Annotated in this window: 24 protein-coding genes; 16 read left to right on the top strand and 8 right to left on the bottom strand. The window is 70.9% G+C overall.

Annotated elements, in window-relative coordinates; all coding sequences use genetic code 11:
* Window position 1: 1 nt before the first annotated feature.
* From RM812_RS22335 to RM812_RS22285, 11 genes are all read left to right on the top strand, one after another.
* Window positions 2-1,279, top strand: a complete 1,278-nt coding sequence (locus RM812_RS22335; protein ID WP_311575007.1) for an AAA family ATPase — start codon at window positions 2-4, stop codon at window positions 1,277-1,279.
* Complete coding sequence (locus RM812_RS22330; protein ID WP_311575006.1) at window positions 1,276-1,689, top strand: TadE/TadG family type IV pilus assembly protein; 414 nt, start codon at window positions 1,276-1,278, stop codon at window positions 1,687-1,689. The genes RM812_RS22335 and RM812_RS22330 overlap by 4 nt, the downstream gene beginning before the upstream one ends.
* Before the next feature lies 1 nt (window position 1,690).
* Window positions 1,691-2,083 carry a TadE/TadG family type IV pilus assembly protein gene (locus RM812_RS22325; RefSeq protein WP_311575005.1) on the top strand — a complete coding sequence of 131 codons (393 nt, stop codon included), beginning with the start codon at window positions 1,691-1,693 and terminating at the stop codon, window positions 2,081-2,083.
* A gap of 33 nt (window positions 2,084-2,116) precedes the next feature.
* Window positions 2,117-3,454: a CpaF family protein gene (locus tag RM812_RS22320; protein ID WP_311575004.1), complete on the top strand. Its 1,338-nt coding sequence runs from the start codon at window positions 2,117-2,119 to the stop codon at window positions 3,452-3,454.
* 44 nt (window positions 3,455-3,498) lie between these two features.
* Window positions 3,499-4,443, top strand: coding sequence for a type II secretion system F family protein (locus tag RM812_RS22315; protein WP_311575003.1), 945 nt, complete (start codon window positions 3,499-3,501; stop codon window positions 4,441-4,443).
* A 14-nt stretch (window positions 4,444-4,457) separates the two neighbouring features.
* Window positions 4,458-5,351 carry a DUF5936 domain-containing protein gene (locus RM812_RS22310; protein WP_311575002.1) on the top strand — a complete coding sequence of 298 codons (894 nt, stop codon included), beginning with the start codon at window positions 4,458-4,460 and terminating at the stop codon, window positions 5,349-5,351.
* 378 nt (window positions 5,352-5,729) lie between these two features.
* Window positions 5,730-5,930, top strand: coding sequence for a Flp family type IVb pilin (locus RM812_RS22305; protein ID WP_311575001.1), 201 nt, complete (start codon window positions 5,730-5,732; stop codon window positions 5,928-5,930).
* Window positions 5,930-6,526: a pilus assembly protein TadG-related protein gene (locus RM812_RS22300; RefSeq protein WP_311575000.1), complete on the top strand. Its 597-nt coding sequence runs from the start codon at window positions 5,930-5,932 to the stop codon at window positions 6,524-6,526. Before RM812_RS22305 ends, RM812_RS22300 begins: the two co-directional genes overlap by 1 nt.
* A gap of 38 nt (window positions 6,527-6,564) precedes the next feature.
* Window positions 6,565-7,143, top strand: coding sequence for a hypothetical protein (locus tag RM812_RS22295; RefSeq protein WP_311574999.1), 579 nt, complete (start codon window positions 6,565-6,567; stop codon window positions 7,141-7,143).
* 8 nt (window positions 7,144-7,151) lie between these two features.
* On the top strand, window positions 7,152-7,772 hold the full coding sequence (locus RM812_RS22290; protein ID WP_311574998.1) for an OmpA family protein: 621 nt from the start codon (window positions 7,152-7,154) through the stop codon (window positions 7,770-7,772).
* Between the two features lie 144 nt (window positions 7,773-7,916).
* Window positions 7,917-8,429: a hypothetical protein gene (locus tag RM812_RS22285; RefSeq protein ID WP_311574997.1), complete on the top strand. Its 513-nt coding sequence runs from the start codon at window positions 7,917-7,919 to the stop codon at window positions 8,427-8,429.
* Window positions 8,430-8,437: 8 nt separating this feature from the next.
* Here RM812_RS22285 and RM812_RS22280 read toward each other — a convergent pair whose 3' ends face one another.
* On the bottom strand, window positions 8,438-8,824 hold the full coding sequence (locus RM812_RS22280) for a DUF192 domain-containing protein (RefSeq protein ID WP_311574996.1): 387 nt from the start codon (window positions 8,822-8,824) through the stop codon (window positions 8,438-8,440).
* 207 nt (window positions 8,825-9,031) lie between these two features.
* Between RM812_RS22280 and RM812_RS22275 the strand changes: the two genes are divergently transcribed.
* The 4 genes from RM812_RS22275 (at window position 9,032) to RM812_RS22260 (ending at window position 14,966) form a co-directional block, all read left to right on the top strand.
* A complete protein-coding gene (locus tag RM812_RS22275; RefSeq protein ID WP_311574995.1) occupies window positions 9,032-9,865 on the top strand; it encodes a methyltransferase domain-containing protein in 834 nt (277 codons plus the stop codon).
* A 1,131-nt stretch (window positions 9,866-10,996) separates the two neighbouring features.
* Window positions 10,997-12,322, top strand: coding sequence for a PhoH family protein (locus tag RM812_RS22270; RefSeq protein WP_311574994.1), 1,326 nt, complete (start codon window positions 10,997-10,999; stop codon window positions 12,320-12,322).
* A 426-nt stretch (window positions 12,323-12,748) separates the two neighbouring features.
* The gene (locus RM812_RS22265; protein WP_311574993.1) at window positions 12,749-13,444 is read left to right on the top strand and encodes an aggregation-promoting factor C-terminal-like domain-containing protein; all 696 of its coding nucleotides are present in this window, start codon (window positions 12,749-12,751) and stop codon (window positions 13,442-13,444) included.
* A 145-nt stretch (window positions 13,445-13,589) separates the two neighbouring features.
* Complete coding sequence (locus RM812_RS22260; RefSeq protein ID WP_311574992.1) at window positions 13,590-14,966, top strand: AI-2E family transporter; 1,377 nt, start codon at window positions 13,590-13,592, stop codon at window positions 14,964-14,966.
* Between the two features lie 78 nt (window positions 14,967-15,044).
* Here the strand turns inward: RM812_RS22260 and RM812_RS22255 are convergent, their stop codons facing one another.
* On the bottom strand, window positions 15,045-15,581 hold the full coding sequence (locus tag RM812_RS22255) for an alkyl hydroperoxide reductase (RefSeq protein WP_311574991.1): 537 nt from the start codon (window positions 15,579-15,581) through the stop codon (window positions 15,045-15,047).
* Between the two features lie 6 nt (window positions 15,582-15,587).
* Window positions 15,588-16,142 (bottom strand): peroxiredoxin, encoded by a 555-nt coding sequence (locus tag RM812_RS22250; protein WP_189228881.1) that lies wholly within the window; start codon window positions 16,140-16,142, stop codon window positions 15,588-15,590.
* A gap of 138 nt (window positions 16,143-16,280) precedes the next feature.
* Here RM812_RS22250 and RM812_RS22245 point away from each other — a divergent pair, with 138 nt between their 5' ends.
* Entirely contained in the window at window positions 16,281-17,219 is a 939-nt protein-coding gene (locus RM812_RS22245; RefSeq protein WP_311574990.1) for a LysR substrate-binding domain-containing protein, read from the top strand.
* Window positions 17,220-17,627: 408 nt separating this feature from the next.
* Here the strand turns inward: RM812_RS22245 and RM812_RS22240 are convergent, their stop codons facing one another.
* From RM812_RS22240 to RM812_RS22220, 5 genes are all read right to left on the bottom strand, one after another.
* Window positions 17,628-19,970 (bottom strand): ABC transporter permease, encoded by a 2,343-nt coding sequence (locus RM812_RS22240; protein ID WP_311574989.1) that lies wholly within the window; start codon window positions 19,968-19,970, stop codon window positions 17,628-17,630.
* Window positions 19,967-20,656: an ABC transporter ATP-binding protein gene (locus RM812_RS22235; protein ID WP_311574988.1), complete on the bottom strand. Its 690-nt coding sequence runs from the start codon at window positions 20,654-20,656 to the stop codon at window positions 19,967-19,969. Before RM812_RS22235 ends, RM812_RS22240 begins: the two co-directional genes overlap by 4 nt.
* Window positions 20,653-21,177, bottom strand: a complete 525-nt coding sequence (locus RM812_RS22230) for a PadR family transcriptional regulator (RefSeq protein WP_311574987.1) — start codon at window positions 21,175-21,177, stop codon at window positions 20,653-20,655. Before RM812_RS22230 ends, RM812_RS22235 begins: the two co-directional genes overlap by 4 nt.
* Window positions 21,178-21,360: 183 nt before the next feature.
* Entirely contained in the window at window positions 21,361-21,645 is a 285-nt protein-coding gene (locus RM812_RS22225) for a hypothetical protein (RefSeq protein ID WP_311574986.1), read from the bottom strand.
* Complete coding sequence (locus RM812_RS22220; RefSeq protein WP_311574985.1) at window positions 21,642-22,589, bottom strand: SPFH domain-containing protein; 948 nt, start codon at window positions 22,587-22,589, stop codon at window positions 21,642-21,644. Before RM812_RS22220 ends, RM812_RS22225 begins: the two co-directional genes overlap by 4 nt.
* Window positions 22,590-22,718 lie beyond the last annotated feature (129 nt).

Here is a 22,718-nt window from a genome sequence, read left to right as displayed (position 1 = left end):
TATGCCCACGAGGATCCTCCCGGCGGTCGGCGACGCGGACGCCGTACGGTCCATCACGACCCTGCTCAGCCAGCTCCCGGACGCCGAACCGGTGGCCCCGGTCGTCGACTCCACCCAGCTCGTCGACACCCTCGCCCGGCTGGCCGCCGAGAGCGTCGACGAACTGCCCGAGGTCGTCGTCGTCCACGAACGCATCGGCCCCGTACCCGCCCTGGAGCTGATCCGCGAGGTCGCCCTCCGCTTCCCGGCCGTCGGCGTCATCCTCGTCACCTCCGACCCCGCCCCGGGCCTTTTCCAGGCCGCCATGGACCACGGCGCCCGCGGCCTGGTCGGCCTGCCGCTCGGCTACGAGGAACTCGCCAGCCGGGTCCAGGCGGTGGCCCAGTGGTCGGTGGGCGTACGCCGGCACCTCGGCAGCGGCGGCGACGTGTTCGCCGGCGCCGGCGGCACCGTGGTCACGGTCAGCGGCGCGAAGGGCGGCGTGGGCGCGACGCTGACCGCCATCCAACTGGCGCTCGCGGCACAGGCGTCGGGCCGCGCCACGGCGCTGGTCGACATGGACCTCCAGGCCGGCGACGTCGCCTCCTTCCTGGACGTCCAGTTCCGCCGCTCCGTGGCCGACCTGGCCGCCATCACCGACATCTCCCCGCGCGTCCTGGCCGACGCCGTCTTCCGCCACGACAGCGGCCTCGCCCTGCTGCTCGCCCCCGGCGAGGGCGAACGCGGGGAGGAGGTCACCGACCGCGCCGCCCGGCAGATCGTCAGCGCCCTGCGCGCCCGCTACCAGGTCGTCGTCATCGACTGCGGCGCCCAGCTCGGCGGGGCCGGCGCGGCGGCCGTGGAGATGGCCGACACGGCGCTGCTGGTCACCACCCCGGACGTGGTCGCCGTACGGGGCGCCAAGCGGGCCGTGCGGATGTGGGAGCGGCTGCAGATCCGCAAGGCGGAGGAGACGACCGTGGTGGTCAACCGGCACACGCGGGGTACGGAGATCCAGCCGCCGCTGATCCGGAAGATCACCGGCACGCTGGTCGCGGGCACCGCCGTCCCCGCCAACTTCAAGGAACTCCAGGGATCCGTGGACTCCGGCCGCCTCCACGAACTGGACGGCAGGAGCACGGTGAAGCAGGCCCTGTGGGCCCTCGCCGGCGAACTGGGGCTGGCCAAGGCGCCAGGGCACGACCGCAAGGGCGGCCGGTCCCGCGGCGACCGGGGGTCGGTGGGCTTCCGGCGCCGGAGGGACGGCGGGAAGGACGGCGGGAAGGACGGGGCGGGATGAGCGCCGCACGCGGTCGGGTGCGGGCAGCGGGCCGGGACCCGGACCGGGACCGCGGTCAGGTCACCATCGAGTTCCTCGGCATGACCCCGACGATCATCGTCACGCTGGTGGTGCTGTGGCAACTGGTCCTCGTGGGATACACGTACACGCTCGCGGGTAATGCTGCGGACGAGGCGGTACGGGCGGCGACGGCGGCCGACCGGGGGGCGCGGCAGGGCGCCTGCCAGGACGCGGGCCGCGACAAGCTGCCGGGCGCGTGGGAGGGGGGCGCCGGCGTGGACTGCGGCACCGCGGGCGGTTACGTCACCGCCGACGTGCGGCTCCGGGTGCCCATCCTCTTCCCGGGCACGGTCGGCTTCCCGTTCACCGTGCACGGGCACGCGGGGGCCGTCGAGGAGGAGGACGACTGAGATGCCGTACTCCGTGCGCACGCCGTACTCCGTCCGCGCCGGCGCGAGGGACCGGGGCCAGGTGGCCGTCGAGTACCTCGGGTTCCTCCCGATCCTGATCATCGTCGCCATGGCCGCCGTACAGCTCGGCCTGATCGCGTACACCGCCCAGCAGGCCGGCACCGCCGCCCGCGCCGGCGCGCGCGGGGCCTCGCTCCAGCGCAGCGCGCAGGAGGCGTGCGCGGCCGCGGTCAGCGACTGGCTGGCCGACGGGACCACATGCGGGGCCGCCGAAGGGGGCGACGAGGTCACCGTCACCGCCACCGTCGACATCCCCTCCATCGTCCCCGGCTGGGACTTCGACCCCGCCCGGAAGACCGCCACGATGCCCCTCGACCACCGGGCGGGGGAGTGACGTCGTGAACGAGGAGCAAGGAGCACCGGACGCATGAGCCTGCGCGCACGCATCCACACTCCCGAGGAGCCCGGCAGCCGGGGCGAGGACGGACACCTGGTCGCCTCCTACCGGGCCAAGCTCCTGGAGGAGATCGACCTCGCGGAGATGAGCTCACTGGCGCCGGCCGAACGCCGCGCCCGCCTGGAGCGGGTCCTCGGGCACATCATCAGCCGTGAGGGACCGGTCCTGTCGACGGTCGAGCGGTCCCAGCTGATCCGCCGGGTCGTGGACGAGGCCCTCGGCCTCGGCATCCTGGAGCCCCTGCTGGAGGACGCCTCGATCACGGAGATCATGGTCAACGGCCCCGACGCCATCTTCGTCGAGCGCGGCGGCCGCGTGGAACAGCTCCCCCTCCGCTTCGCCTCCGACGACCAGCTCATGCAGACCATCGAGCGCATCGTCTCGACGGTCAACCGCCGCGTGGACGAGTCGAACCCGATGGTCGACGCCCGCCTCCCCTCCGGCGAGCGCGTCAACGTCATCATCCCGCCGCTGTCGCTGACCGGCGCCACGCTCACCATCCGCCGCTTCCCGCGCTCCTTCACCCTCCAGGAGCTGATCGGCCTCGGCTCGCTCGACGAGCACATGCTGTACCTGCTGGCCGGGCTGGTGCAGGCGCGCTTCAACATCATCGTCTCGGGCGCGACGGGCACCGGGAAGACCACCCTCCTCAACGCCCTGTCCGGCCTGATCCCCGAGACCGAGCGCATCATCACCATCGAGGACTCGGCGGAACTCCAGCTCCAGCAGGCGCACGTCATCCGCCTGGAGGCGCGCCCCCCGAACGTCGAGGGCAAGGGCAGGGTGACGATCCGCGACCTGGTCCGCAACTCGCTGCGGATGCGTCCCGACCGCATCGTCGTCGGTGAGGTCCGCGGCGGCGAGTCCCTGGACATGCTCCAGGCCATGTCGACCGGCCACGACGGCTCCCTGGCGACCGTGCACGCCAACAGCGCCGAGGACGCCCTGATGCGGCTCCAGACGCTGGCCTCCATGTCGGACGTGGAGATCCCCTTCGTGGCCCTGCACGACCAGATCAACAGCTCCGTCGACGTCATCGTCCAGCTCACCCGGTTCGCCGACGGCGCCCGGCGCATCACCGAGATCGCCCTGCTGGCCAGCCACGGCGGCGAGCCGTACCGCCTGGCCACGGTCGCCCGCTTCCACGCCCAGCCGATGTCCACCGACGGCCGTATCCACGGCGCGTTCGAGTACCACCCCCTGCCGCGCCGCACCGCCGACCGCCTCTACATGGCGAGCCAGCCCATCCCGCAGGCCTTCGGCGTGGCCCACACCGCGGACCAGCTCGCCACCCGAGAAGCCAGGTAGGAACCGCCCGAACCGCCCGATGGAGACCAGGTAGGAACCGCCCGATGGAACTGGAAACGCTCGTCACGCTCACCACCGGCATCACGCTGCTGACCTGCGCCCTGGCGGTCATCGGCCTGCACTCCTACGCCGCGGGCAAGGCCCAGCGCGAGGCCTTGGTCGACCGCCTCTCCGCCGCCGGCCAACTTGCTCCCGCCGGCCGCAGTCGCCGCTTCCGCAAGCTGGACCGCCGCCTGCGCCGCACCAAGTTCGGCAGGAAGCTCGAACTGCGGCTGTCGGCGACCGGCCTGGACGTCACCCCCGGCGAGTTCTTCGCCTACATGCTCGCCACCGTCGCGGGCCTGTGGCTGATCGGCCAGACGTCCCTGGCCCCGTTCTTCGGCCCGCTCGCCGGTCTGCTGGGCATCGGGGTGGCGATGCAGTTCCTCAACTGGCAACGCCAGAAACGCATCGAGAAGTTCATCAACCAGCTCCCCGAACTCGCCCGCATCCTCGCCAACGCCACCCAGGCCGGCCTCGCCCTGCGCACCGCGATCGGCATGGCGGCGGAGGAGCTGGAGGCCCCGGCCGGCGAGGAACTCGGCAAGGTGGCCGACCAGCTGGCGATCGGCGCCTCGATGGACGACGCCCTCGGCGAGCTCGCCGACCGCCTCCCCTCCCGCGAACTGGTCGTCCTGGTCACCACCCTCGTCCTCTCCAACCGAGCGGGCGGCCAGGTGGTCAGCGCCCTGCGCAACCTCACGGAGACCCTGGAGGAACGCAAGGAGACCCGACGCGAGGTCCGCACCCAGCTCTCCCAGGTCAGCATGACGTCGTACGCCGTACCCGCCTTGGGCGTCGGCTCGTTGTTCCTGATGAACGGGGTGAAGGACGGCGCCCTGGAACGCATGACGGGCTCCCCGGCCGGCCAGGCCGCGGTGATCACCGCCTTCGCGCTCTACGCCGTCGGCTTCGTCCTCATCCGCCGCCTGTCCCGCATCGACGTCTGAAGGGGGGAACCGACATGGGACCGGGACTGCTGCTCGCCCTGCTGATGGGCCTGAGCGTCTGGGGCGTGTTCGCCGGCATCCGCATGTACCGGGCGGACGCCAAACTCCCCGACGACCTCGCCCTCGCCCTGGAGGTCGGCTCCTCCCGCACCGGGGCCGTCGACTCCCTCATCGACCGCATGGGCATGCGGTACGCCCCCGCAGTACTGCGCCTGATGGGCCCGACCCTGGTGGCCAGGTACCGCCGCAGGATCGACCTGGCAGGCAACCCCGGCGGCCTGACCATCGACCGCTACGCCGCCCGCCGCGCGGTCTACGGCTTCCTCGGCGTGGTCGGCTTCCTGGTCTTCCTGCTGCGCGGCCAGTTCCTGGTGGCGCTCCTCCTGCTGGCCTTCGGGGCCTTCTGGACCGAGGTCGGCATCTGGTCGGCGATCCGCATCCGCAAGGACGTGATCGAACGCACGCTCCCCGACTTCCTCGACGTCCTGGCGGTCGTGGTGAGCGCGGGCCTCGGCTTCCGCCAGGCCCTGGACCGCGTCGCGACCCGCTACGAGGGGCCCTGGGCCGACGAACTGCGCATCACCCTCCGCCAGATGGACCTCGGCATGAGCCGGCGCCAGGCCTTCGCGGAGCTGCGCCGCCGCAACGACTCCGAACAGGTGGCGATGTTCGTGACGGCACTCCAGCAGGGTGAGGAACTGGGCGCCCCCATCGTCGAGACCCTGGTGTCCCTGGCCAAGGACATGCGCCGCACGGACTCCCAGAACGCCCGCCGCAAGGCCGCGCGCGCGGTTCCCAAGGCCACGATGATGATCACGACGTTCATGGTCCCGGCCACGATGATCCTCCTCGGCGCCGGCCTGATCCTGGGCTCGGGGACCGACTTCGGCACCATCACGGGCGAGTAGGGGAGGGGAACGGCATGTCGGGCACGCAGCCGAGGAAAGGGGAGGGCGTAAACAGCCAGAGTGCGACTGCACATGAAGCGATGACGTCAACAACCAGCGATCGCAGGCCTAGTCGGACTACTTTCACGCAATATCTTTCGCACTTGCAATCCGTTGTGGGACAGTCGTTGTCTGGTGCTCCCGACCGGACGAGACCCCAACTGAGCGCAAGGGAGGTGGAGATCGTGGACGACGTGACCTCACGCACGGCCACCCAGCAGATCGCCGCCACCCACCTCCGAGGCCGCCACCAAGTGGCTGGACCCTCGGACGCGAGGGCCTTCCCGCCGTACGTTCCGCACGACGAACGCGGCATCGTCCACCCTGGAGGGGAACACCATGACCAACTGGCTTCACACCGCCGCCGCTCACCTGCAGACCCGCATCGCCGCCCGCAACGACAAGGGCCAGACGGCTGTGGAGTACCTGGGGATCATCGCGGTGGTGGTGGCGATCGTGCTGGCGATCACGGGGACGGACATCGGGCAGACGATTTACAACGCGATCAGGGACAAGATCACCGAGGTCACCGGGGGTTGATGCCTCTTCGCGGGAACGGCGACGCAGGGCAGGCTTTCCCCATCTACATCACGGTGGTGGGGGGCCTGCTCTTCCTCGCGCTCGCCTACTTCGCGGTCGGCCAGGCCGCAGCGACTCGTAGCGAGGCCCAGACGGCCGCGGACGCCGCAGCGCTCGCGGCGGCCCTGGAAACCCGGGACCGCCTCGCGGACCAGTGGCTCGAGAACGTTCTGGAACCGGATTCGTGGCAGGACATCTTCGACGGAAAGGCGCCGGTTCCCAGTGCGTGCTGGCGTGCTCACGAACTGGCGGCACGCAATGACGCGAGCGTGGATTGCGAACCGGACGGCCTCCTGGGCTACACAGTCGTCGCCGAGACCAACGACACCGTCGGGGACACCATCGTGCCGGGCACAGAGGACCAGAAGGCGACGGAGAGCGCGACCGCCGTCATCGAAGCCCGCTGTTCGCCCAAGCTGCCCGCCGAGGATGCCGACGATGGTGCGCCGCCCAACCTGTCCTGCAAGGGTGGCGAGGACTGGGACCTGAACCCGGAAGACCTCTCGGACCTACCGAAACCCGAGGATCTGTTCGATGTCCATCTGGCCGACAGCTGACAAACGAACGAAACGATGAGGACGAAGGAAGCGGAGTCATGAGCATTCGGTTCACAACAAGGGTCCGCGGGGGATTGACCGCAGGGCCCGTTGCGATCGTGCTGGCCTTCGGCCTTGTGGGTTGTGGTGGTGGAGGTGACGACGACAAGCCAGAGGCGTCGACGACTGTGTCCAAGAGCAGCGAGTCCAAGCCGGACACTCAGGAAGGGGATCCGGAGGAGACGCTGGCCGAACTGAAGGGGCCCAGCGGCCTGTTCCTCAAGGTCACCGCCGCAGAGCGTGATGCAGGAGGCTTCATCACGGTCAGTGGCGATCTGAAGAATGATGGAAGCAAGACCGTCAACATTCCCGCTCAGTTGAGCGGCAACGAGAACGAGATCGTCCGGAACGGCAGCTCTCTCGGCGGGGCCACTCTGGTGGATGCCAAGGGCAAGAAGCGCTACTACGTGCTGCGTGACACCGAGGGCCGCCCACTCACTACCACCAACTTCCCCGCACTGAAAGCAGGCGAGACCCTGCCGGTGTTCATGCAGTTCCCCGCGCCCCCCGCCGATGCGACCGAGGTGACGCTTCAGCTGCCCATGTTCACGACCGGCGCCATCGAGATCTCCGGGTGAGGGGCACCATGACCTCAGCCCCGCGCCTGGCAGTCACGGTCACCTTCCTGCTCGCCACGACCCTCTACGGCACCACCACGGCGAACGCCGATGACGACCCCAACGACCCCCCGGGCACCGGGGCCTCCGCCTCCGCCCCCGTGGAGGTCGACCCCAACGACCCCGACCTCAAGCTCCCGGACGGTGCCACGCTCGCGCAGGCCAAGGTGCTGGACATCAAGTCGGTCGTGGAGGACCAGAGCGGTGACGAACGCCGTGAGGACACCAACACGAGCGTGACCCTCGCGCTCCAGGCCGAGGTGCTGTTCGACAAGAACAGCTCGAAGCTCGGCGCCGAGGCGAAGTCCCGTATCTCGGGAATCGCCGAGGAGATCAGGGCCCAGAACGCCACCAGGATCCGCGTCTTCGGCTTCACCGACAACCTCGGCTCCTCCGCCCACGGCGACGCACTGTCCAAGCAGCGCGCCAACGCCGTGCACAACGTCCTGGCCCAGACCCTGAACGACGCCGGCATCACCTACGAGGTCCGCGGCTACGGCGAGCAGTACCCCATCGCCGACAACTCGACGGAGGCCGGCCGCAAGAAGAACCGCCGGGTCGAGGTCTCCTTCCCCCGCTCGGGAAGCTGACCGGAGGCTCTGAACTGCTGTTCTCCATGGTGCGGCACGCGGGTCGGGCTTCGTGGCCGAGTCGGTCTGGAAGGCTGGTCGACGAGAGCCGGCGAAAGCCGGCGCGAGGCGGCGAGGTCCGGAGAGCCGGAGAGGGAGAGCGCCATGGCAACGGAGGCATCGGCGCCGGAGGCGCGACGCGTGGGTGCGGGTCTCGTGCTCGCGGCGCTGCTGACGTTGCCGACGGCAGCCGGATGCGACGACGACCCGGACGAGCTCCGCTCCTTCGCCGACCCCACCGCGCCCACGCGCCCGCAGGCGGAGGCGGCGGACGGGACGGACATCGGCGCCTGTGCGGACGGAGACTGCGAGCTCCTGGTGTCCGAGCCGGTCACGGTCCGTTTCCGCGACCCCTCCGGCGCGGTGGTGACGCTGCACGTGACCGAGGTCGGACCGGACGAGGTCGCTTACACGGTGAAGTCGGGCAGTGGTCAGACCAAGGGCAGCGCCCGTGGGTCGGGGGCGGGGTGCGTCACCGTGCTCCGCACCACCGGCACCGGCAACTCCTGCGGCGTTCTCGGCGACCGCGGCAGGCCGAACCCCCAGCCCGACGCCGTGGTGATCCAGGCGGCGCCCGCCGAGGACGGTACGGCCCACTTCGACATCGTCTCCGGCTGACGCTCCGGTCAGCCCCCCGCGACCTCCACCTCTATCTCCACCCGCATCCCCACCCGCACTCCCCACCCCGCCATGGCCCCGGCCTCGGCCTCCAGTACATGGCGGGCACGGATCCGCGGCAGCCCCAGCCTGCCCGGCCGCATGGTGCGCACCGCGAGGACGGAGAGCCGCCGGTCGAGGTAGGCCACGTCGATGGGCATCCGCATCCGAAAGGTGTGCACGCTGTTGGCCGGCGACAGGAGCATCGCCCCGTCGACGGAGTCTCGCCCCAGCAAGCCCCTGGCGCGCGCAGGGTACGAGCCGGCGATCTCCAGCGGAACGCGGACGCCAATGCCCCCGACATCCCCTCCCACCACCAGCGTCCCCGCCCCGTCCCGCCAACGCCGCCGTCCCATACCGATGCCCCTCCGCACAGCCCGATGTCCCGCCGAACGTATCCGTCCCGGAGCGGATCCGACACGGTCGCCGAGGCCGGCGGGACCCGTTGTCGGCCGACGGGTGCCCCTCACCCGTCGTACGGCTGCCGTAAAGACGGTTGTCCGGCGACCTGCGTCAACGGTAGGAAGGCTCCCCACGACCGTCCACTGATCGGATCCGTCCCCATGGCACCACCACGTCCCCGTCACCCGCGTACCTTCGACGACCTCGTGGCCGAAGGCGCCTCCGTTCCCACCGAGGGGTGGGACTTCTCCTGGTTCGAGGGGCGGGCCAGTGAGACCCGGCCCTCCTGGGGGTACGCGCGGTCCATGGCCGGTCGGCTGGCCGACGCCACCGCCGTACTGGACGTGCAGACCGGGGGAGGTGAGGTGCTGGACTTCGCCCTCGAAGCCGCCGGAGCAGCCGAAGCCGCCGAAGCGGCCGGCACCACGCCCCGACGGCCCCGGCTCGTCGTCGCCACCGAGGGCTGGGCGCCCAACGTCGCCAAGGCCACCGAACTGCTCAGCCCGCGCGGCGTTCCGGTGGTCGCCTCGCCCGACGACGCGCCCTTCCCCTTCGCGGACGGAGCCTTCGACCTGGTCGTGAGCCGGCACCCGGTCGATCCGCACTGGGACGAGATCACCCGCGTGCTCGCGCCCGGCGGCACGTACTTCGCCCAGCACGTCGGTCCCGGCAGCGTCTTCGAGCTCATCGAGTACTTCCTCGGGCCCCAGCCGGACGAGAGCCGCAACCGCCGTCACCCCGACCGCGAGCGCGCGGATGCCGAGGCGGCCGGTCTGGAGGTCGTGGACCTGCGGGCGGAGCGGTTGCGGATGGAGTTCCACGACGTCGGGGCCGTCGTCCACTTCCTGCGCAAGGTCGTGTGGATGGTCCCGGGGTTCACCGTCGAGGAGTACCGGCCCCGCCTGCGCGAGCTGCACGAGCGCATCGAGGCCGACGGCCCCTTCGTCGCCCACAGCACGCGGCACCTCTTCGACGCCCGCAAGCCACGCCCGTAAGCCACGCCGGTAGGCCCGCGGCGCACGCCGGCCGCTCCCCCGGTCCCTACGTCCGTGCGGGTGATGCCGTCGGCCTGTGCCTGTTCGGGCAGAGATGGCCAGGAACTGTCGGCGGAGCCGTCGTGCGCCGGACGCGCCCGAGTGATCCGCACCGTCCTTGTCATGGGGCGACGTCAGGGGAGAGCGGTAGGACAGGGACTGGCTCAAGCGGCGGGATCCGGGCCCCGGGGTGGTGGATCTTCAGGGGCGTAAGGGGCCTACCTTCGCAAATGCTCGCGTGTCTGGAGAGACGGTGCGGAATCACCCCACGATCCTCACCGGGAGTCCACATCGTTATCCATCGTTGTCCTGGCTCGGGTCGAGTTCGGGCCGCCCGGTCACGTACATTCGGGCCAGATCATTCGCGTGAGCAAAGTGGCGCGTGTGGCACCGTGCAGTGGAGGGGGCTGTGCGGTGCCCGGTCAAGCGGGCGTTCGCCGGTGGTGTCACCCGGTGGAGGGATGAGAGGGCGGTTCGCCGCGCGGCGCCCGGGGGCGTCCAGTCTTTCGGATCGCCCCTTGAGTCACTCCGTTCACCTGTGGATCCGCCGGGTTCGGGCCATGATCCAGGGCGGAATGGGTGCCTCCACGGCCATCCGGGTGTCGCCGGGCGATTCCGGAGAGTAGTTGTGGCACGCCGATGCACGCAGCATCACTTACAAAGGGTTATGGTGGAAACCCCCCCTCGGGCCGGTCCGTCTCCCCCCCCACGGACCGGCCCGTTTTTCTGCCCCGTTCCCGGCTGCCCGCTCCCGACTGCCTCCCCTCTGCGGGAGGGGCGCCCGTAACGAGGAGTTCACCGGTGTGTCGTCCCGGGTCGTGGCATGGCGGAGCTCGTTCGAGGGCATAAGGCAAGCAGGTCGACGCCCGAACCACGGGTGTCGTATCTCAGCGGACGGCACGGAGCCGTCCGCCCGGGAGGCCCTTTGCACCAGCCCGACCGTGCGGTCACGGCACGGAAGACGCGGCGGAGGGCCGGTTCGCGGCCCGCGCCGGTGCATGGCGGCCGTCGACCGGTCGGCTCGCTCCCGCGCTCCCGGCCCAGCGTCCACTCCGTCGCTCCCCGACCTCTTCCGAGGGGGTACGTCCTTCCGTGGTGACCAGCACAAAGCGCCACAAGCCAGATCGGCGCACCTACGTACTCGACACCAGCGTCCTGCTGGCCGACCCGAACGCCCTGAACCGCTTCGACGAGCACGAGGTCGTGCTCCCGATCGTCGTGGTGACGGAGCTGGAGGCCAAGCGGCACCATCCCGAACTCGGCTACTTCGCCCGGCAGGCCCTGCGCCTGCTCGACGAGTTCCGGGTGCGGCACGGTCGCCTCGACGCCCCCATTCCGATCGGGGGTCTCGGCGGCACCGTGCGTGTCGAGCTCAACCACTCGGACCCCAGCGTGCTGCCCACCGGCTACCGCCTGGGGGACAACGACTCCCGCATCCTCGCGGTCGCCCGCAACCTGCAGGCGGAGGGGTTCGACGTCACCGTCGTCTCGAAGGACCTCCCGCTCAGGATCAAGGCGTCCTCGGTCGGCCTGCTCGCCGAGGAGTACCGCGCCGAGCTGGCCATCACGGACGCCTCCGGCTGGACCGGCATGTCCGAGCTGACCCTGCCCGGCGAACAGGTGGACATCCTCTTCGAGGAGGGGCACGTCCACGTCCCGGAGGCCGCCGAGCTGCCCGTGCACACGGGGCTGACCATCCAGTCGGAGCGGGGCAGGGCCCTCGGCCGTGTCACGCCCGAGGGCGGGGTCCGCCTGGTCCGCGGTGACCGGGAGGCGTTCGGCATCAAGGGCCGCAGCGCCGAGCAGCGGATCGCGCTCGACCTGCTGCTCGACCCGGACGTCGGCATCGTGTCGATGGGCGGCCGGGCCGGCACCGGCAAGTCGGCGCTGGCGCTGTGCGCGGGCCTGGAGGCGGTGCTGGAGCGCCGGCAGCACCAGAAGGTGATGGTCTTCCGTCCGCTGTACGCGGTGGGCGGTCAGGAGCTCGGCTATCTGCCCGGCTCCGAGGCGGAGAAGATGAGCCCCTGGGCCCAGGCGGTCTTCGACACGCTGTCGGCGGTCACCAGCCGGGAGGTCATCGAGGAGGTCACCGCCCGCGGGATGCTGGAGGTCCTGCCGCTCACCCACATCCGCGGCCGCTCGCTCCACGACGCGTTCGTGATCGTGGACGAGGCCCAGTCGCTCGAACGGAACGTCCTGCTGACCGTGCTGTCCCGGATCGGGGCCAATTCACGGGTCGTGCTGACCCACGACGTGGCGCAGCGGGACAACCTGCGCGTGGGGCGGTACGACGGAGTCGTCGCCGTCGTCGAGAAGCTGAAGGGTCATCCGCTCTTCGCGCACGTCACCCTGACGCGCTCCGAGAGGTCCCGGATCGCGGCACTCGTGACCGAAATGCTGGAGGACGGTCACATCTGAACCGTTCGAGAACTCCGACCCGACAACGGTCGGTTACCAGCGGTTGGCGCCGCCCGGAAAGGCCAAGAGCCTAGCCGGGCGGCGCCTTCGTGTGTGGGAATTTCCGGGAATCCCCTGGGCCAAACGAGATGTGAGCTTTCACACGCAACACAGAATTGCCTCACCCCGCCGGGTTACGGCAGAGTCTCACTCCTGTCAGGCCCCGCATACGACACACCTGTGCCCCCAGCGGTACGGCACCACAGAAACACCAGTTCCAACTCCATAGCAGAGTCGTATGCCGCCCGAGCACCACGCGGCGCTCCCCGCAGGGGAGTTGTCCACCGGGCCCGTGCCTCCCGTGACCCGTAGTTGGGGAGGCCAGCGCCAGGGGCACGATTGCGTCCGCGAGGGTCACCGAAGCGGGCGATGCTGGAAGGAAACCGTGTGAGCCGGATCTCGGTCCGGGGATTCGCAGTGGCCTCGGCCACGGCGGTCACCGCAGTCGGAAGCGTCGTCGGCGTTGCCTCGGGCAGCACCGCGCAGAACAACGACGCGGAGGCGACAGCAGCAGGCACGACGCTGCTCGCGGACATCCCCATGGGCGAGCAGGCGCAGGTGCAGACCGCGTCCCTGACGCAGCAGGCCGACGTACAGGCCATCGCCGCGGACGCGAGCGCCAGGAAGGACGCCGAGGAGGCGGCCCGCAAGGCAGCCGCCGATACCGCCGTGGCCAAGCAGCAGAAGGCCAAGAAGGCGGCCGAGGACGCCAAGGAGCGCGAGGCGGCGAAGGAAGCGGCCAGCCGCGACGCCAAGCGCGACGCCACCAGCTTCGCCGTCCAGAGCTCCTACAGCATCGGCCAGATCCAGGCGATGGCCCGTCAGATGGTGCCCAGCGGCCAGTGGCAGTGCTTCAGCAACATCGTGGACCACGAGTCCAGCTGGAACTACAAGGCGGTCAACCCCTCCTCCGGCGCCTACGGTCTCTTCCAGGCCCTCCCGGCGGGCAAGTACGCCTCCGCGGGCGCCGACTGGCAGACCAACCCGGCCACCCAGATCAAGTGGGGCCTCAACTACATGGACAGCCGCTACGGCAGCCCGTGCGAGGCCTGGACCTTCTGGCAGGCCAACCACTGGTACTGAGCCCGCCCGGCGCAGTCCACCGCTCAACCTCGCGCAGCCCCTCGCCGTCCTTCGGTGAGGGGCTTTCGCACGCTCGCCATGTACGGTCGTACCGGAGCGACTCCAGGGGGGAGTGGTGGGGAGATACGGGGGAAGAGGACGGATCATGTCGCGAGTGCCAGGGTGGCTCGGTCGGCTCGGTGCCGGACTGACCCGGATGAGCAGGCGGTTGGAGGAGCGGCGCGCCGAGGCCGGGCGCGAGGGCGACGGCGAGGAACCGGTGTCGCCGTCCGACCCCCTGCCGCCGCTGTTGGAGCACACACCACCGGAGCAGGCCGACGCCGTGGACGACCCGCACGTGGTCCGGACGCGCCCGGACCCGGCGCAGGCCGTGCCCTGGGGGGTGCGGGTCGCCGCGGAGGCCGGATGGCGGCTGCTGGTACTCGCGGGCACCGTGTGGGTGCTGATGCGGGTCATCAGCGCCGTACAACTGGTGGTGCTGGCGTTCGTCGCCGCGCTGCTGATCACGGCGCTGCTCCAGCCGTCCGTGGCGTGGCTGCGCCGGCACGGCGTACCACGCGGGCCGGCCACGGCCCTGACCGCGATTCTCGGCTTCGTCGTGATGGGCCTGATCGGCTGGTTCGTCACCTGGCAGGTCATGGAGAACATCGACAACCTCTCCGACCAGGTCCAGGACGGCATCGACGAACTGCGCAACTGGCTGCTCAACAGCCCCTTCCACGTCACCGACAAGCAGATCAACGAGATCGCCAAGAACCTGCGCGAGGCGGTCGGCGCCAACACCGACCAGATAACATCGGCGGGCCTGGAGGGCGTCACGGTCGTCGTCGAGGCGCTGACCGGCATCCTGCTGGCCGCCTTCTCGACGCTCTTCCTGCTCTACGACGGCAAGCGCATCTGGCAGTGGACGCTGAAGCTGGTGCCGGCGGCGGCCCGGCCGGGCGTCGCCGGTGCCGGTCCGCGCGCGTGGCGGACGCTGACGGCGTACGTGCGCGGCACGGTGATAGTGGCGTTGATCGACGCCATCTTCATCGGCCTCGGCATCTACTTCCTGGACGTGCCGATGGCCGTCCCGCTGGCCGTGTTCATCTTCCTGTTCGCCTTCATCCCGCTCGTCGGCGCGGTGGTGTCGGGTGCGCTCGCGGTCGTGGTGGCGCTGGTCACGCAGGGCATGTTCGCGGCGGTCATGACGCTCGCCGTGGTGCTGGTGGTGCAGCAGATCGAGGGCCACATCCTGCAGCCGTTCATCCTGGGGCGCGCGGTGCGGGTCCATCCGCTGGCGGTGGTGCTGTCGGTGGCCGCCGGCGGCATGGTGGCCGGCATCGGCGGCGCGGTGGTCGCCGTACCGCTGGTGGCGGTGACGAACACCGTCGTGGGCTATCTGCGGGCGTACTCCCGTGAGACGGCCGTACGACGGGCCCCGAAGCCGTCGGGCGCGACGGCCACGGACGTCTCCCCGAAGGCCGGACCGCAGCCGGCGCCCAGCGGGACCCGGCCGCCGACCGGCGCCGACCCCGCGTAGCGGCGGCAACGAAACGGGCCCCGCTCACCCTGGTGGTGAGCGGGGCCCGTTTCCGTGTTCCGCGACGGACCGCACGGACTACTGGGCGGCCAGAACCGCCTCGGCGTCCAGCGTGGCGCCGACCGCCTCGACCACGGCCGCGATCTTGAAGGCCTCCTGGATCGTCTCGCGGTCCAGACCGGCCTTGCGCAGCACCTGCTCGTGCGAGTCCAGGCACATGCCGCAGCCGTTGATGGCGGAGACCGCGAAGGACCACAGCTCGAAGTCGACCTTGTCGACGCCCGGGTTGCCGATGACGTTCATCCGCAGACCGGCGCGCAGGGTGCCGTACTCGTGGTCCGACAGCAGGTGCCGGGTGCGGTAGAAGACGTTGTTCATCGCCATGATGGCGGCGGCCGACTTGGCGGCCGTGTACGCCTCCGGCGACAGGTTCGCCTTCGCCTCCGGCTCCAGCTCGCGCAGCACGATCGGGGAGCGCGAGGCGATGGCGGTCGCCAGCACGGTGCCCCACAGCTGCTGCGCCGGGAGGTCGGAGTTGCCGATGACCGAGCCCAGGTTGAGCTTCAGGTCCTTGGCGTAGTCCGGGACGGCGGACTTCAGGGAGTCGAGGGACATGTCAGATCACTCCCCGGCCAGCAGCGCGACCGGGTCGAGGGTCTCGTCGCCCTTGCTCCAGTTGCACGGGCAGAGCTCGTCGGTCTGCAGCGCGTCGAGGACCCGCAGGACCTCCTTGGGGTTACGGCCGACCGAGCCGGCGGTCACCATGGTGAACTGGATCTCGTTGTTCTGGTCCACGATGAACACGGCGCGCTTGGCGAAGCCGTCCTCGCCCTCGATGCCGAGGTCGCGCATCAGCTCGTGCTTGGAGTCCGCCATCATGGGGAACGGCAGGTCGGTCAGGTCCGGGTGGTCCTTGCGCCAGGCGTGGTGCACGAACTCGGAGTCGCCGGAGAAGCCGAGGACCTGGGCGTCACGGTCGGCGAACTCGTCGTTCAGCTTGCCGAAGGCGGCGATCTCGGTCGGGCACACGAAGGTGAAGTCCTTGGGCCAGGCGAAGATGACCTTCCACTGACCCTCGTAGGTCTTGTGGTTGATCTGCTGGAACTCCTTGCCCTTCTCCAGCGAGACGCAGGCGGTCAGATCGAACTCGGGGAACTTGTCACCGACAGTGAGCACGCGCTCTCCAAAAGATGCAGCGAAGAAACACCCGCTTTGCGAGCGTTTCCCATGGGTTGGACGTTATTGATGTTGGCACAGGGTGCATTGATTAGTGAAATAGCTACACTCGGTCGAGTTGATCGGAGGTGGCTATTAGTGACGGGTAAGAAGAGGCAGCCCAGCCTCGCTCAGCTGCGGGCTTTCGCCGCGGTCGCCGAGCATCTGCACTTCCGCGACGCGGCCGCCGCGATCGGCATGAGCCAGCCCGCGCTCTCGGGCGCCGTTTCCGCCCTGGAGGAGACACTCGGTGTCACCCTGCTGGAGCGTACGACGCGCAAGGTGCTGCTCTCACCGGCGGGGGAACGGCTCGCGGTGCGGACGAAGGCGGTACTGGCCGAGGTCGGCGCGCTGCTGGAGGAGGCGGAGGCGGTACGGGCACCGTTCACCGGGGTGCTGCGGCTCGGCGTCATCCCGACGGTGGCGCCGTATCTGCTGCCCACCGTGCTGCGTCTGGTGCACGACCGCTATCCGGACCTCGACCTCCAGGTCCACGAGGAGCAGACCGGAAGCCTGCTGGACGGCCTCGCGACCGGCCGACTCGACCTGCTCCTGCTCGCGGTCCCTCTCGGCGTCCCCACGGTCACCGAGCTTCCCCTCTTCGACGAGGACTTCGTGCTCGTCACCCCGCTCGACCACCGGCTCGGCGGCCGCGAGGGCATTCCGCGCACCGTACTGCGCGAGCTGAGGCTGCTGCTGCTCGACGAGGGGCACTGCCTGCGCGACCAGGCGCTCGACATCTGCCGGGAGGCGGGCCGCGCCGACGTCCCGGCGACCACGACGGCGGCGGGACTGTCGACGCTGGTGCAGCTGGTCGCGGGCGGCCTCGGGGTGACGCTGCTGCCGCGCACGGCGGTCCGCGTGGAGACGTCCCGCTCCAACCAGCTCCTCACCGGCTCCTTCGCCGACCCCGCCCCCACCCGCCGCGTCGCCCTCGCCATGCGCACGGGAGCGGCCCGCTCCGCGGAGTACGAGGAGCTGGCGGCGGCCCTGCGGGAGGCGATGGAGGGCCTGCCGGTGCGGATCGTCCACGACTGAGGAGACGCCGACCTCGCCGGGCCGGCCCGCGAGCCGCCGTGGTCGCGGGGCGGGCGGACGCCGAGGGGGGAGCGGGTATCCCGGCGCCACGCCGCCCGAGGGCCGTGCCGCCGGGACATCCGCTCCCGTGTCCGCCCGTCTGCGCCGGGTCGGTCGACGGCCTGGCGTGGTGGCTCCTGCCGTGGCCGGTCCCGGTGGGGGCGTCCGCCCCGCATCCGTGCCCGCCCGTCTGCGCCGGGCCGCCTGTGCCCGCCCGCCGTGTCCGCCCGTCTGCGCCGGGTCGGTCGACGGCCTGGCGTGGTGGCTCCTGCCGTGGCCGGTCCCGGTGGGGGCGTCCGCCCCGCATCCGTGCCCGCCCGTCTGCGCCGGGCCGCCTGTGCCGGGTCGGCCGTCGGCCCGGCGCGGGGGCTACTCCGTGCGCAGCCCCTCCGGCCGCATCAGCCGCAGCAGCGGGGGCAGGCTGCACAGCGTCACCGCCAGGACGACCGCGGCGCCGATGCCGGTCATGGAGAGGACACCGACCCAGTCGACGCGGACCGGCGTGCCCGTCATCTTCAGCAGGACCGTGCCCAGGGTCAGGCCCACCACCGAGGCCAGCACCAGGCCCAGCACGATCGGGATCGCGGTCTGCCACAGCACCGACAGGCCGAGCGTGCGGCGTCGGGTGCCGAAGGCGACCAGGGCCGACAGCAGCTTCTTCCGCTCGCGCAACTGCTCCAGCTGCGAGACCAGCAGACTCGCGCCGATCAGCGCCAGCACGCACGCCGCCCCGACGAACAGGCCCGTGCGGATGGCGTCGAACCGGTCGGTGCGCCTCGTCTCCGACCACACCATGGTGTCCGCCAGCGGATCGACGGCCGCCGCGGTGTTCCGTACCCGCTCCTGCACGTCCGGCACCGACTCGTCCAGGCGGAGGTAGGCGTGCCCGGTCAGGGCCGGCGCGAGCGTGTCCGGCATCGCCTTCGGCGTGATCAGGAAACCGCCCCGGTCGGTCCCGGCCAGCAGCCCCTTACGCGGCTTCGCCGCCTTCACGCCCTGCGGCACCGTCCAGGGGATCTCCAGGCTCTTCGACCCGCCCTCGTACGACGGGTCCACGTACAGCTTCCGTCCCGGCTCGGCCAGCTTCGCCACGTCGACGCCGGTGTCCCAGTCGGCGCCGTGGACGGCGAACACGTCCCCGTCGACGCACGAGGGGAGGTGGGCGATCTCCCGCAGCGAGGCGCAGTCGCCCACGGTCACCATCGTGGTGTTCTCCGGCTCCCGGGCGCGGTCGCCGAGGTAGCCCTCGGAGTAGCCGTGGACCGCCTTCACACCCTCGGTGTTCCGGAACTTGTCGGCCGCCGGGGCCAGCAGGACCTCGCTCGGCAGGGTCGCCTCCATCTGCGCCCACGACACGTCCTGCCCGGTGGACTCGGTGTAGTCGTCGTCCACACCGACGAACAGCATCTGCAGCGCGATCGCCCCGGCGACGGCCACCGCGATGCCGTTGACCATGCGGGCCGCCGTGCCGCTGCTCATCTGCAGCCTGCGCACGGCCAGTTGCCAGGCCACGCTCCCGGAGCCGAGCCGGGCGACGACGGTCTCCACGATCCACGGCAGCAGCGCGGTCACGCCGACCAGGAGCAGCACGACACCGCCGGTCACCAGGTACTGGTTGAAGTCGCCGTTCTCGCGCCCGTTGCCGATCATCGGATAGAGCATGGCCAGTCCGGCCAGCGGCAGCAGCAGCCGCCACCACAGCCGCCGCCGCTGCGGGCGGCCCGCGCGCACCACGCCGAGCGGTTCGATGACCACCCCGCGCAGCGCGAACAGCGTCACCAGCACCGCCGCCGCCGGCACCGCGAGCGCCACCAGCAAGGCCAGCAGGGGAGAGGGGTTGAGGTAACTCGGGAAGACACTGATGTCGAAAACCTCGGCCCCGCCCGCGAGTTGGCGTCCGACCATGAAGAATCCGGCCCCGAAGACCAACCCCAGCACCGCGCCCGCCAGCGCCTCGCCGGCGGCGATCCGCCGGGTCATACGGCTGTCGGAGCCCACCAGCCGGAGCGCCGCGAGCCGCCGGTCCCGCCGCTCACCGCCGAACCGTACGGCCGCGGCGATGAAGACCGCGACCGGCATCAGCAGCACCACGAAGACGACGAGGATCAGCAGGAGCAGCACCGGGTCGGACCGCTCGGACGTCGTGTCGGAGTCCCCGAACCGGTCGATACGGGCGACCCGGCCGCCGTCGATGTGCGGCGCGAGCCCTTCGGCGCCCCGGTAGTAGGCGAGTTCGGCCGAGCCGATCAGCCCGCTCTCCCCGATCGTGCCCACGATCCGGTCCGGCAGCCGCTCGCGCAGCAGCGCGGCGGAGTCCGACGCCAGCAGCTCCTTCAGTGCGGGGGAGACCACCATCTCGCCCACCGCCGGGAACTTCTCCACCCCAGGCGGCAGCGGGGCCCGCGGCCCCTCGGGCTCCAGGGCGCGCCCGCGGACGGTTCTGTCGCGGAAGTCCTCACCGAACCTGGCGACTACGACGGTGTCGTCCGCCTTCGGTATCTGCTGGGTGGCGAAGCTGATGTCGGTGCGTGCGGCCTCCCGGTCGTGCCGGACGGCGAGTGCGTTGGGGATCGCCGTCGTCAGCAGGAGCAGCGCCACGCCGAGCCCGACACCGACCGCCGTCAGCACGGCCCGGGTCCACCCCTCGCGCCCGCCGGTGAAGGCGAACCGGACGCCCAGCATCAGGTCGGCGGCCCACCTGCGCAGGTTCATACGACCCGCTCCATGTCCCGGGACCTGCCGTCGCGTACGACGATCTCGCGGTCGGAGTAGGCGGCCACCCGTGCCTCGTGCGTGACCAGGACGACGGCGGCGTTGGTGGATCGGGCGGCGTCCGTGAACAGCTCCATCACGCGCTCGCCGTTGAGGGAGTCCAGCGCGCCGGTCGGCTCGTCGGCGAAGAGCACGCGGGGATTGGTGACCATCGACCGCGCCACGGCGACGCGCTGCCCCTGGCCACCGGAGACCTCGCCGGGCCGCTTCTTCCCCAGGTCGTCGACCTCCAGCTTCTCCATCCAGGCCAGCGCGGCCCGCTCGGCCTCCTTGCGGGAGGTGCCGTTCAGACGCAGCGGGAGGGCGACGTTCTCGACGCAGGTCAGCTCCGGCACCAGCTGCCCGAACTGGAACACGAACCCGAACTCGCTCCTGCGCAGCGCACTGCGCTGGGAGTCGTTCATGGCGGACAGTTCACGCCCGTTGTACGTGATCGTCCCGGAGTCGGGCGGCACGATGCCGGCGAGGCAGTGCAGCAGCGTCGACTTGCCGGACCCGGAGGGGCCCATCACGGCGACGACCTCGCCGGGGTGGATGGAGAACTCGGCACCGTCGAGGGCGAGGGTCGGACCGTAGGCCTTGGTCAGCTTCTCGGCCGAGAGCAGGGAACCTGCGGGAGGAGTCATCGGGCCACCGCCTCACGGAGCTTGTCGAGGCGCGCGGCGGTGAGCTCCAGCCAGCGCAGGTCGGCCTCGAGATGGAACAGGGCGTGGTCGCAGATGAGCTGGTCGGCGAGGTCGCCCTTGCGCTTGCGGTCGGTGAGGATGCGCATGCTGCGCAGGTGCTCCGAGCGCTGGGTGTCGAGGAGGTCGGCGGCGTCGCGCCGGGTGAGCAGCGCGAGGACGACCTTGGTGTAGAGGGTCGACTGGAGGTACGGCTCGGGCTTCTCCGGCGTGGCGAGCCACCGCTGTACGTCGGTGATCCCCGCGTCGGTGATCGCGTACCGCTTCCGCTCGGGACCGCCGCCCGCCTCGATGCCGTCGACCACGACGAGGCCGTTCTTCAGCAGGCGGGACATCGTCGAGTAGACCTGGCCGTAGTGCAGCGGCCGGTCGTGACCGAACTTCTCGTCGAAGGCACGCTTCAGGTCGTAACCGTGGCGTGGCCCGGACTCCAGGAGTCCCAGGAGGGTGTGACCGATGGACATGCCGCTCACTCTACACACGGTGTATACGCACCATGTATACGCCCAGTGCAGAGTTGGTGGCGTGGCGTGCGGGTCCGCAGGTCGGGGCCGTTTGTCACCGTTCTGCTACGGCGGAGGCCGCGCCTGCGCGAGATGAGGCCGCGCCTGCGCGCGACGCGACGCGACGCGGCCCGTCCGGTTGCGCTACGGCGGTGGTGCGGGCCCCGGCCCCGGATCCCTGGGCGGGCGGCCCCGGCGCGGCAGTGGCCCGGTGTCGCCGGGCAGGCGGCCCGCCTCCGCGAGTGCCCTGCGGAGCAGGAACTCGATCTGGGCGTTGGCCGAGCGCAGCTCGTCGCCCGCCCAGCGGGCCAGCGCCTCGTACACCTGGGGGTCCAGCCGCAGCAGCACCTGCTTGCGCTGCTGCTGCGGCCGACGCGGTGCGGTCGGCCCCGAGGGCTTCGGGGCCGGCTCCTCGGCGGGAGGTGTCACTGGTAGAGGGTCCCCGTGTTCAGGACGGGCTGCGCGGCGCGGTCACCGCACAGCACGACCATCAGGTTGGACACCATCGCCGCCTTGCGCTCGCTGTCCAGCTCCACGATGTCCTGCTCGGTGATCCGGGCCAGCGCCGCCTCGACCATGCCGACCGCGCCGTCCACGATCTGCCGCCGGGCCGCGACCACCGCGCCGGCCTGCTGCCGCTGGAGCATCGCGGAGGCGATCTCCGGCGCGTACGCGAGGTGCGTGAAGCGGGACTCGATGATCTGGACGCCGGCCGCCTCCACGCGCGCGTGCAGCTCGACCGCGAGCTTCTCGGTGATTTCCTCGGCGTTGCCGCGCAGCGAGAGGCCGTCCTCCTCGTGGGCGTCGTAGGGGTACTCGATCGCGATGTGCCGCACGGCCGCCTCGGTCTGGGTGGAGACGAACTCGACGTAGTCGTCCACCTCGAAGGTGGCCTGCGCGGTGTCCTCGACCCGCCACACCACCACGGCGGCCAGCTCGATCGGGTTGCCGTAGGCGTCGTTCACCTTCAGGACGGCGGTCTCGTGGTTGCGGACGCGGGTCGAGATCCTGGTGCGGGAGGTGAAGGGGTTGACCCAGCGCAGCCCGTCCTGCCGGATCGTCCCCTGGTACCGCCCGAAGAGCTGCACCACGCGTGCCTCACCCGGCGCCACCATGTTCAGGCCGCACATCGCGAGGAACGCGGCCAGGGCGATCACGATGCCACCGATGATCAGTGCGGCCTTGCCGCCGGTGGCGGAGACCGCCGTCGCCGTGGCGATCAGACCGGCCCCGACGAGCAGTCCGACCAGCCCCAGCAACAGCGCGAGTCCGCCGCCGATGCTGTGCGCCGGCTTCTCGCGCACCCGCGGTGCGGGCATCTCGGGCACGTCCGCGCTGACCTGCGGGGCATCGTGCGCTTCGGTTGTGGACATGGGTGGTCCCCCGTTCCCGCGGGGCGCGTCCGCGCCCCGACTCGCTGCTAGCTCAGTCTTATCTAAGTGATATCACTTTACATCGAAGTGACAACCCTCCGCCCTTCTCGTACGTCGGTTCCTTTGGAG

The sequence above is a fragment of the Streptomyces lancefieldiae genome (assembly GCF_031845825.1).
Classification (GTDB): domain Bacteria; phylum Actinomycetota; class Actinomycetes; order Streptomycetales; family Streptomycetaceae; genus Streptomyces; species Streptomyces lancefieldiae.
This window is presented reverse-complemented; position numbering and strand designations above follow the sequence as displayed.

What these genes read in the sequence shown, in the direction of transcription:
- RM812_RS22275 (WP_311574995.1), top strand. Translation starts at nt 9,032, where the DNA reads ATGGCACCACCACGTCCCCGTCACCCGCGTACCTTCGACGACCTCGTG.
- RM812_RS22240 (WP_311574989.1), bottom strand. Translation starts at nt 19,970, where the DNA reads ATGAACCTGCGCAGGTGGGCCGCCGACCTGATGCTGGGCGTCCGGTTC.
- RM812_RS22335 (WP_311575007.1), top strand. Translation starts at nt 2, where the DNA reads ATGCCCACGAGGATCCTCCCGGCGGTCGGCGACGCGGACGCCGTACGG.
- RM812_RS22235 (WP_311574988.1), bottom strand. Translation starts at nt 20,656, where the DNA reads ATGACTCCTCCCGCAGGTTCCCTGCTCTCGGCCGAGAAGCTGACCAAG.
- RM812_RS22220 (WP_311574985.1), bottom strand. Translation starts at nt 22,589, where the DNA reads ATGTCCACAACCGAAGCGCACGATGCCCCGCAGGTCAGCGCGGACGTG.
- RM812_RS22305 (WP_311575001.1), top strand. Translation starts at nt 5,730, where the DNA reads ATGACCAACTGGCTTCACACCGCCGCCGCTCACCTGCAGACCCGCATC.
- RM812_RS22255 (WP_311574991.1), bottom strand. Translation starts at nt 15,581, where the DNA reads ATGTCCCTCGACTCCCTGAAGTCCGCCGTCCCGGACTACGCCAAGGAC.
- RM812_RS22285 (WP_311574997.1), top strand. Translation starts at nt 7,917, where the DNA reads ATGGCAACGGAGGCATCGGCGCCGGAGGCGCGACGCGTGGGTGCGGGT.
- RM812_RS22280 (WP_311574996.1), bottom strand. Translation starts at nt 8,824, where the DNA reads ATGGGACGGCGGCGTTGGCGGGACGGGGCGGGGACGCTGGTGGTGGGA.
- RM812_RS22325 (WP_311575005.1), top strand. Translation starts at nt 1,691, where the DNA reads ATGCCGTACTCCGTGCGCACGCCGTACTCCGTCCGCGCCGGCGCGAGG.
- RM812_RS22290 (WP_311574998.1), top strand. Translation starts at nt 7,152, where the DNA reads ATGACCTCAGCCCCGCGCCTGGCAGTCACGGTCACCTTCCTGCTCGCC.
- RM812_RS22330 (WP_311575006.1), top strand. Translation starts at nt 1,276, where the DNA reads ATGAGCGCCGCACGCGGTCGGGTGCGGGCAGCGGGCCGGGACCCGGAC.
- RM812_RS22315 (WP_311575003.1), top strand. Translation starts at nt 3,499, where the DNA reads ATGGAACTGGAAACGCTCGTCACGCTCACCACCGGCATCACGCTGCTG.
- RM812_RS22230 (WP_311574987.1), bottom strand. Translation starts at nt 21,177, where the DNA reads ATGTCCATCGGTCACACCCTCCTGGGACTCCTGGAGTCCGGGCCACGC.
- RM812_RS22260 (WP_311574992.1), top strand. Translation starts at nt 13,590, where the DNA reads ATGTCGCGAGTGCCAGGGTGGCTCGGTCGGCTCGGTGCCGGACTGACC.
- RM812_RS22320 (WP_311575004.1), top strand. Translation starts at nt 2,117, where the DNA reads ATGAGCCTGCGCGCACGCATCCACACTCCCGAGGAGCCCGGCAGCCGG.
- RM812_RS22310 (WP_311575002.1), top strand. Translation starts at nt 4,458, where the DNA reads ATGGGACCGGGACTGCTGCTCGCCCTGCTGATGGGCCTGAGCGTCTGG.
- RM812_RS22300 (WP_311575000.1), top strand. Translation starts at nt 5,930, where the DNA reads ATGCCTCTTCGCGGGAACGGCGACGCAGGGCAGGCTTTCCCCATCTAC.
- RM812_RS22295 (WP_311574999.1), top strand. Translation starts at nt 6,565, where the DNA reads ATGAGCATTCGGTTCACAACAAGGGTCCGCGGGGGATTGACCGCAGGG.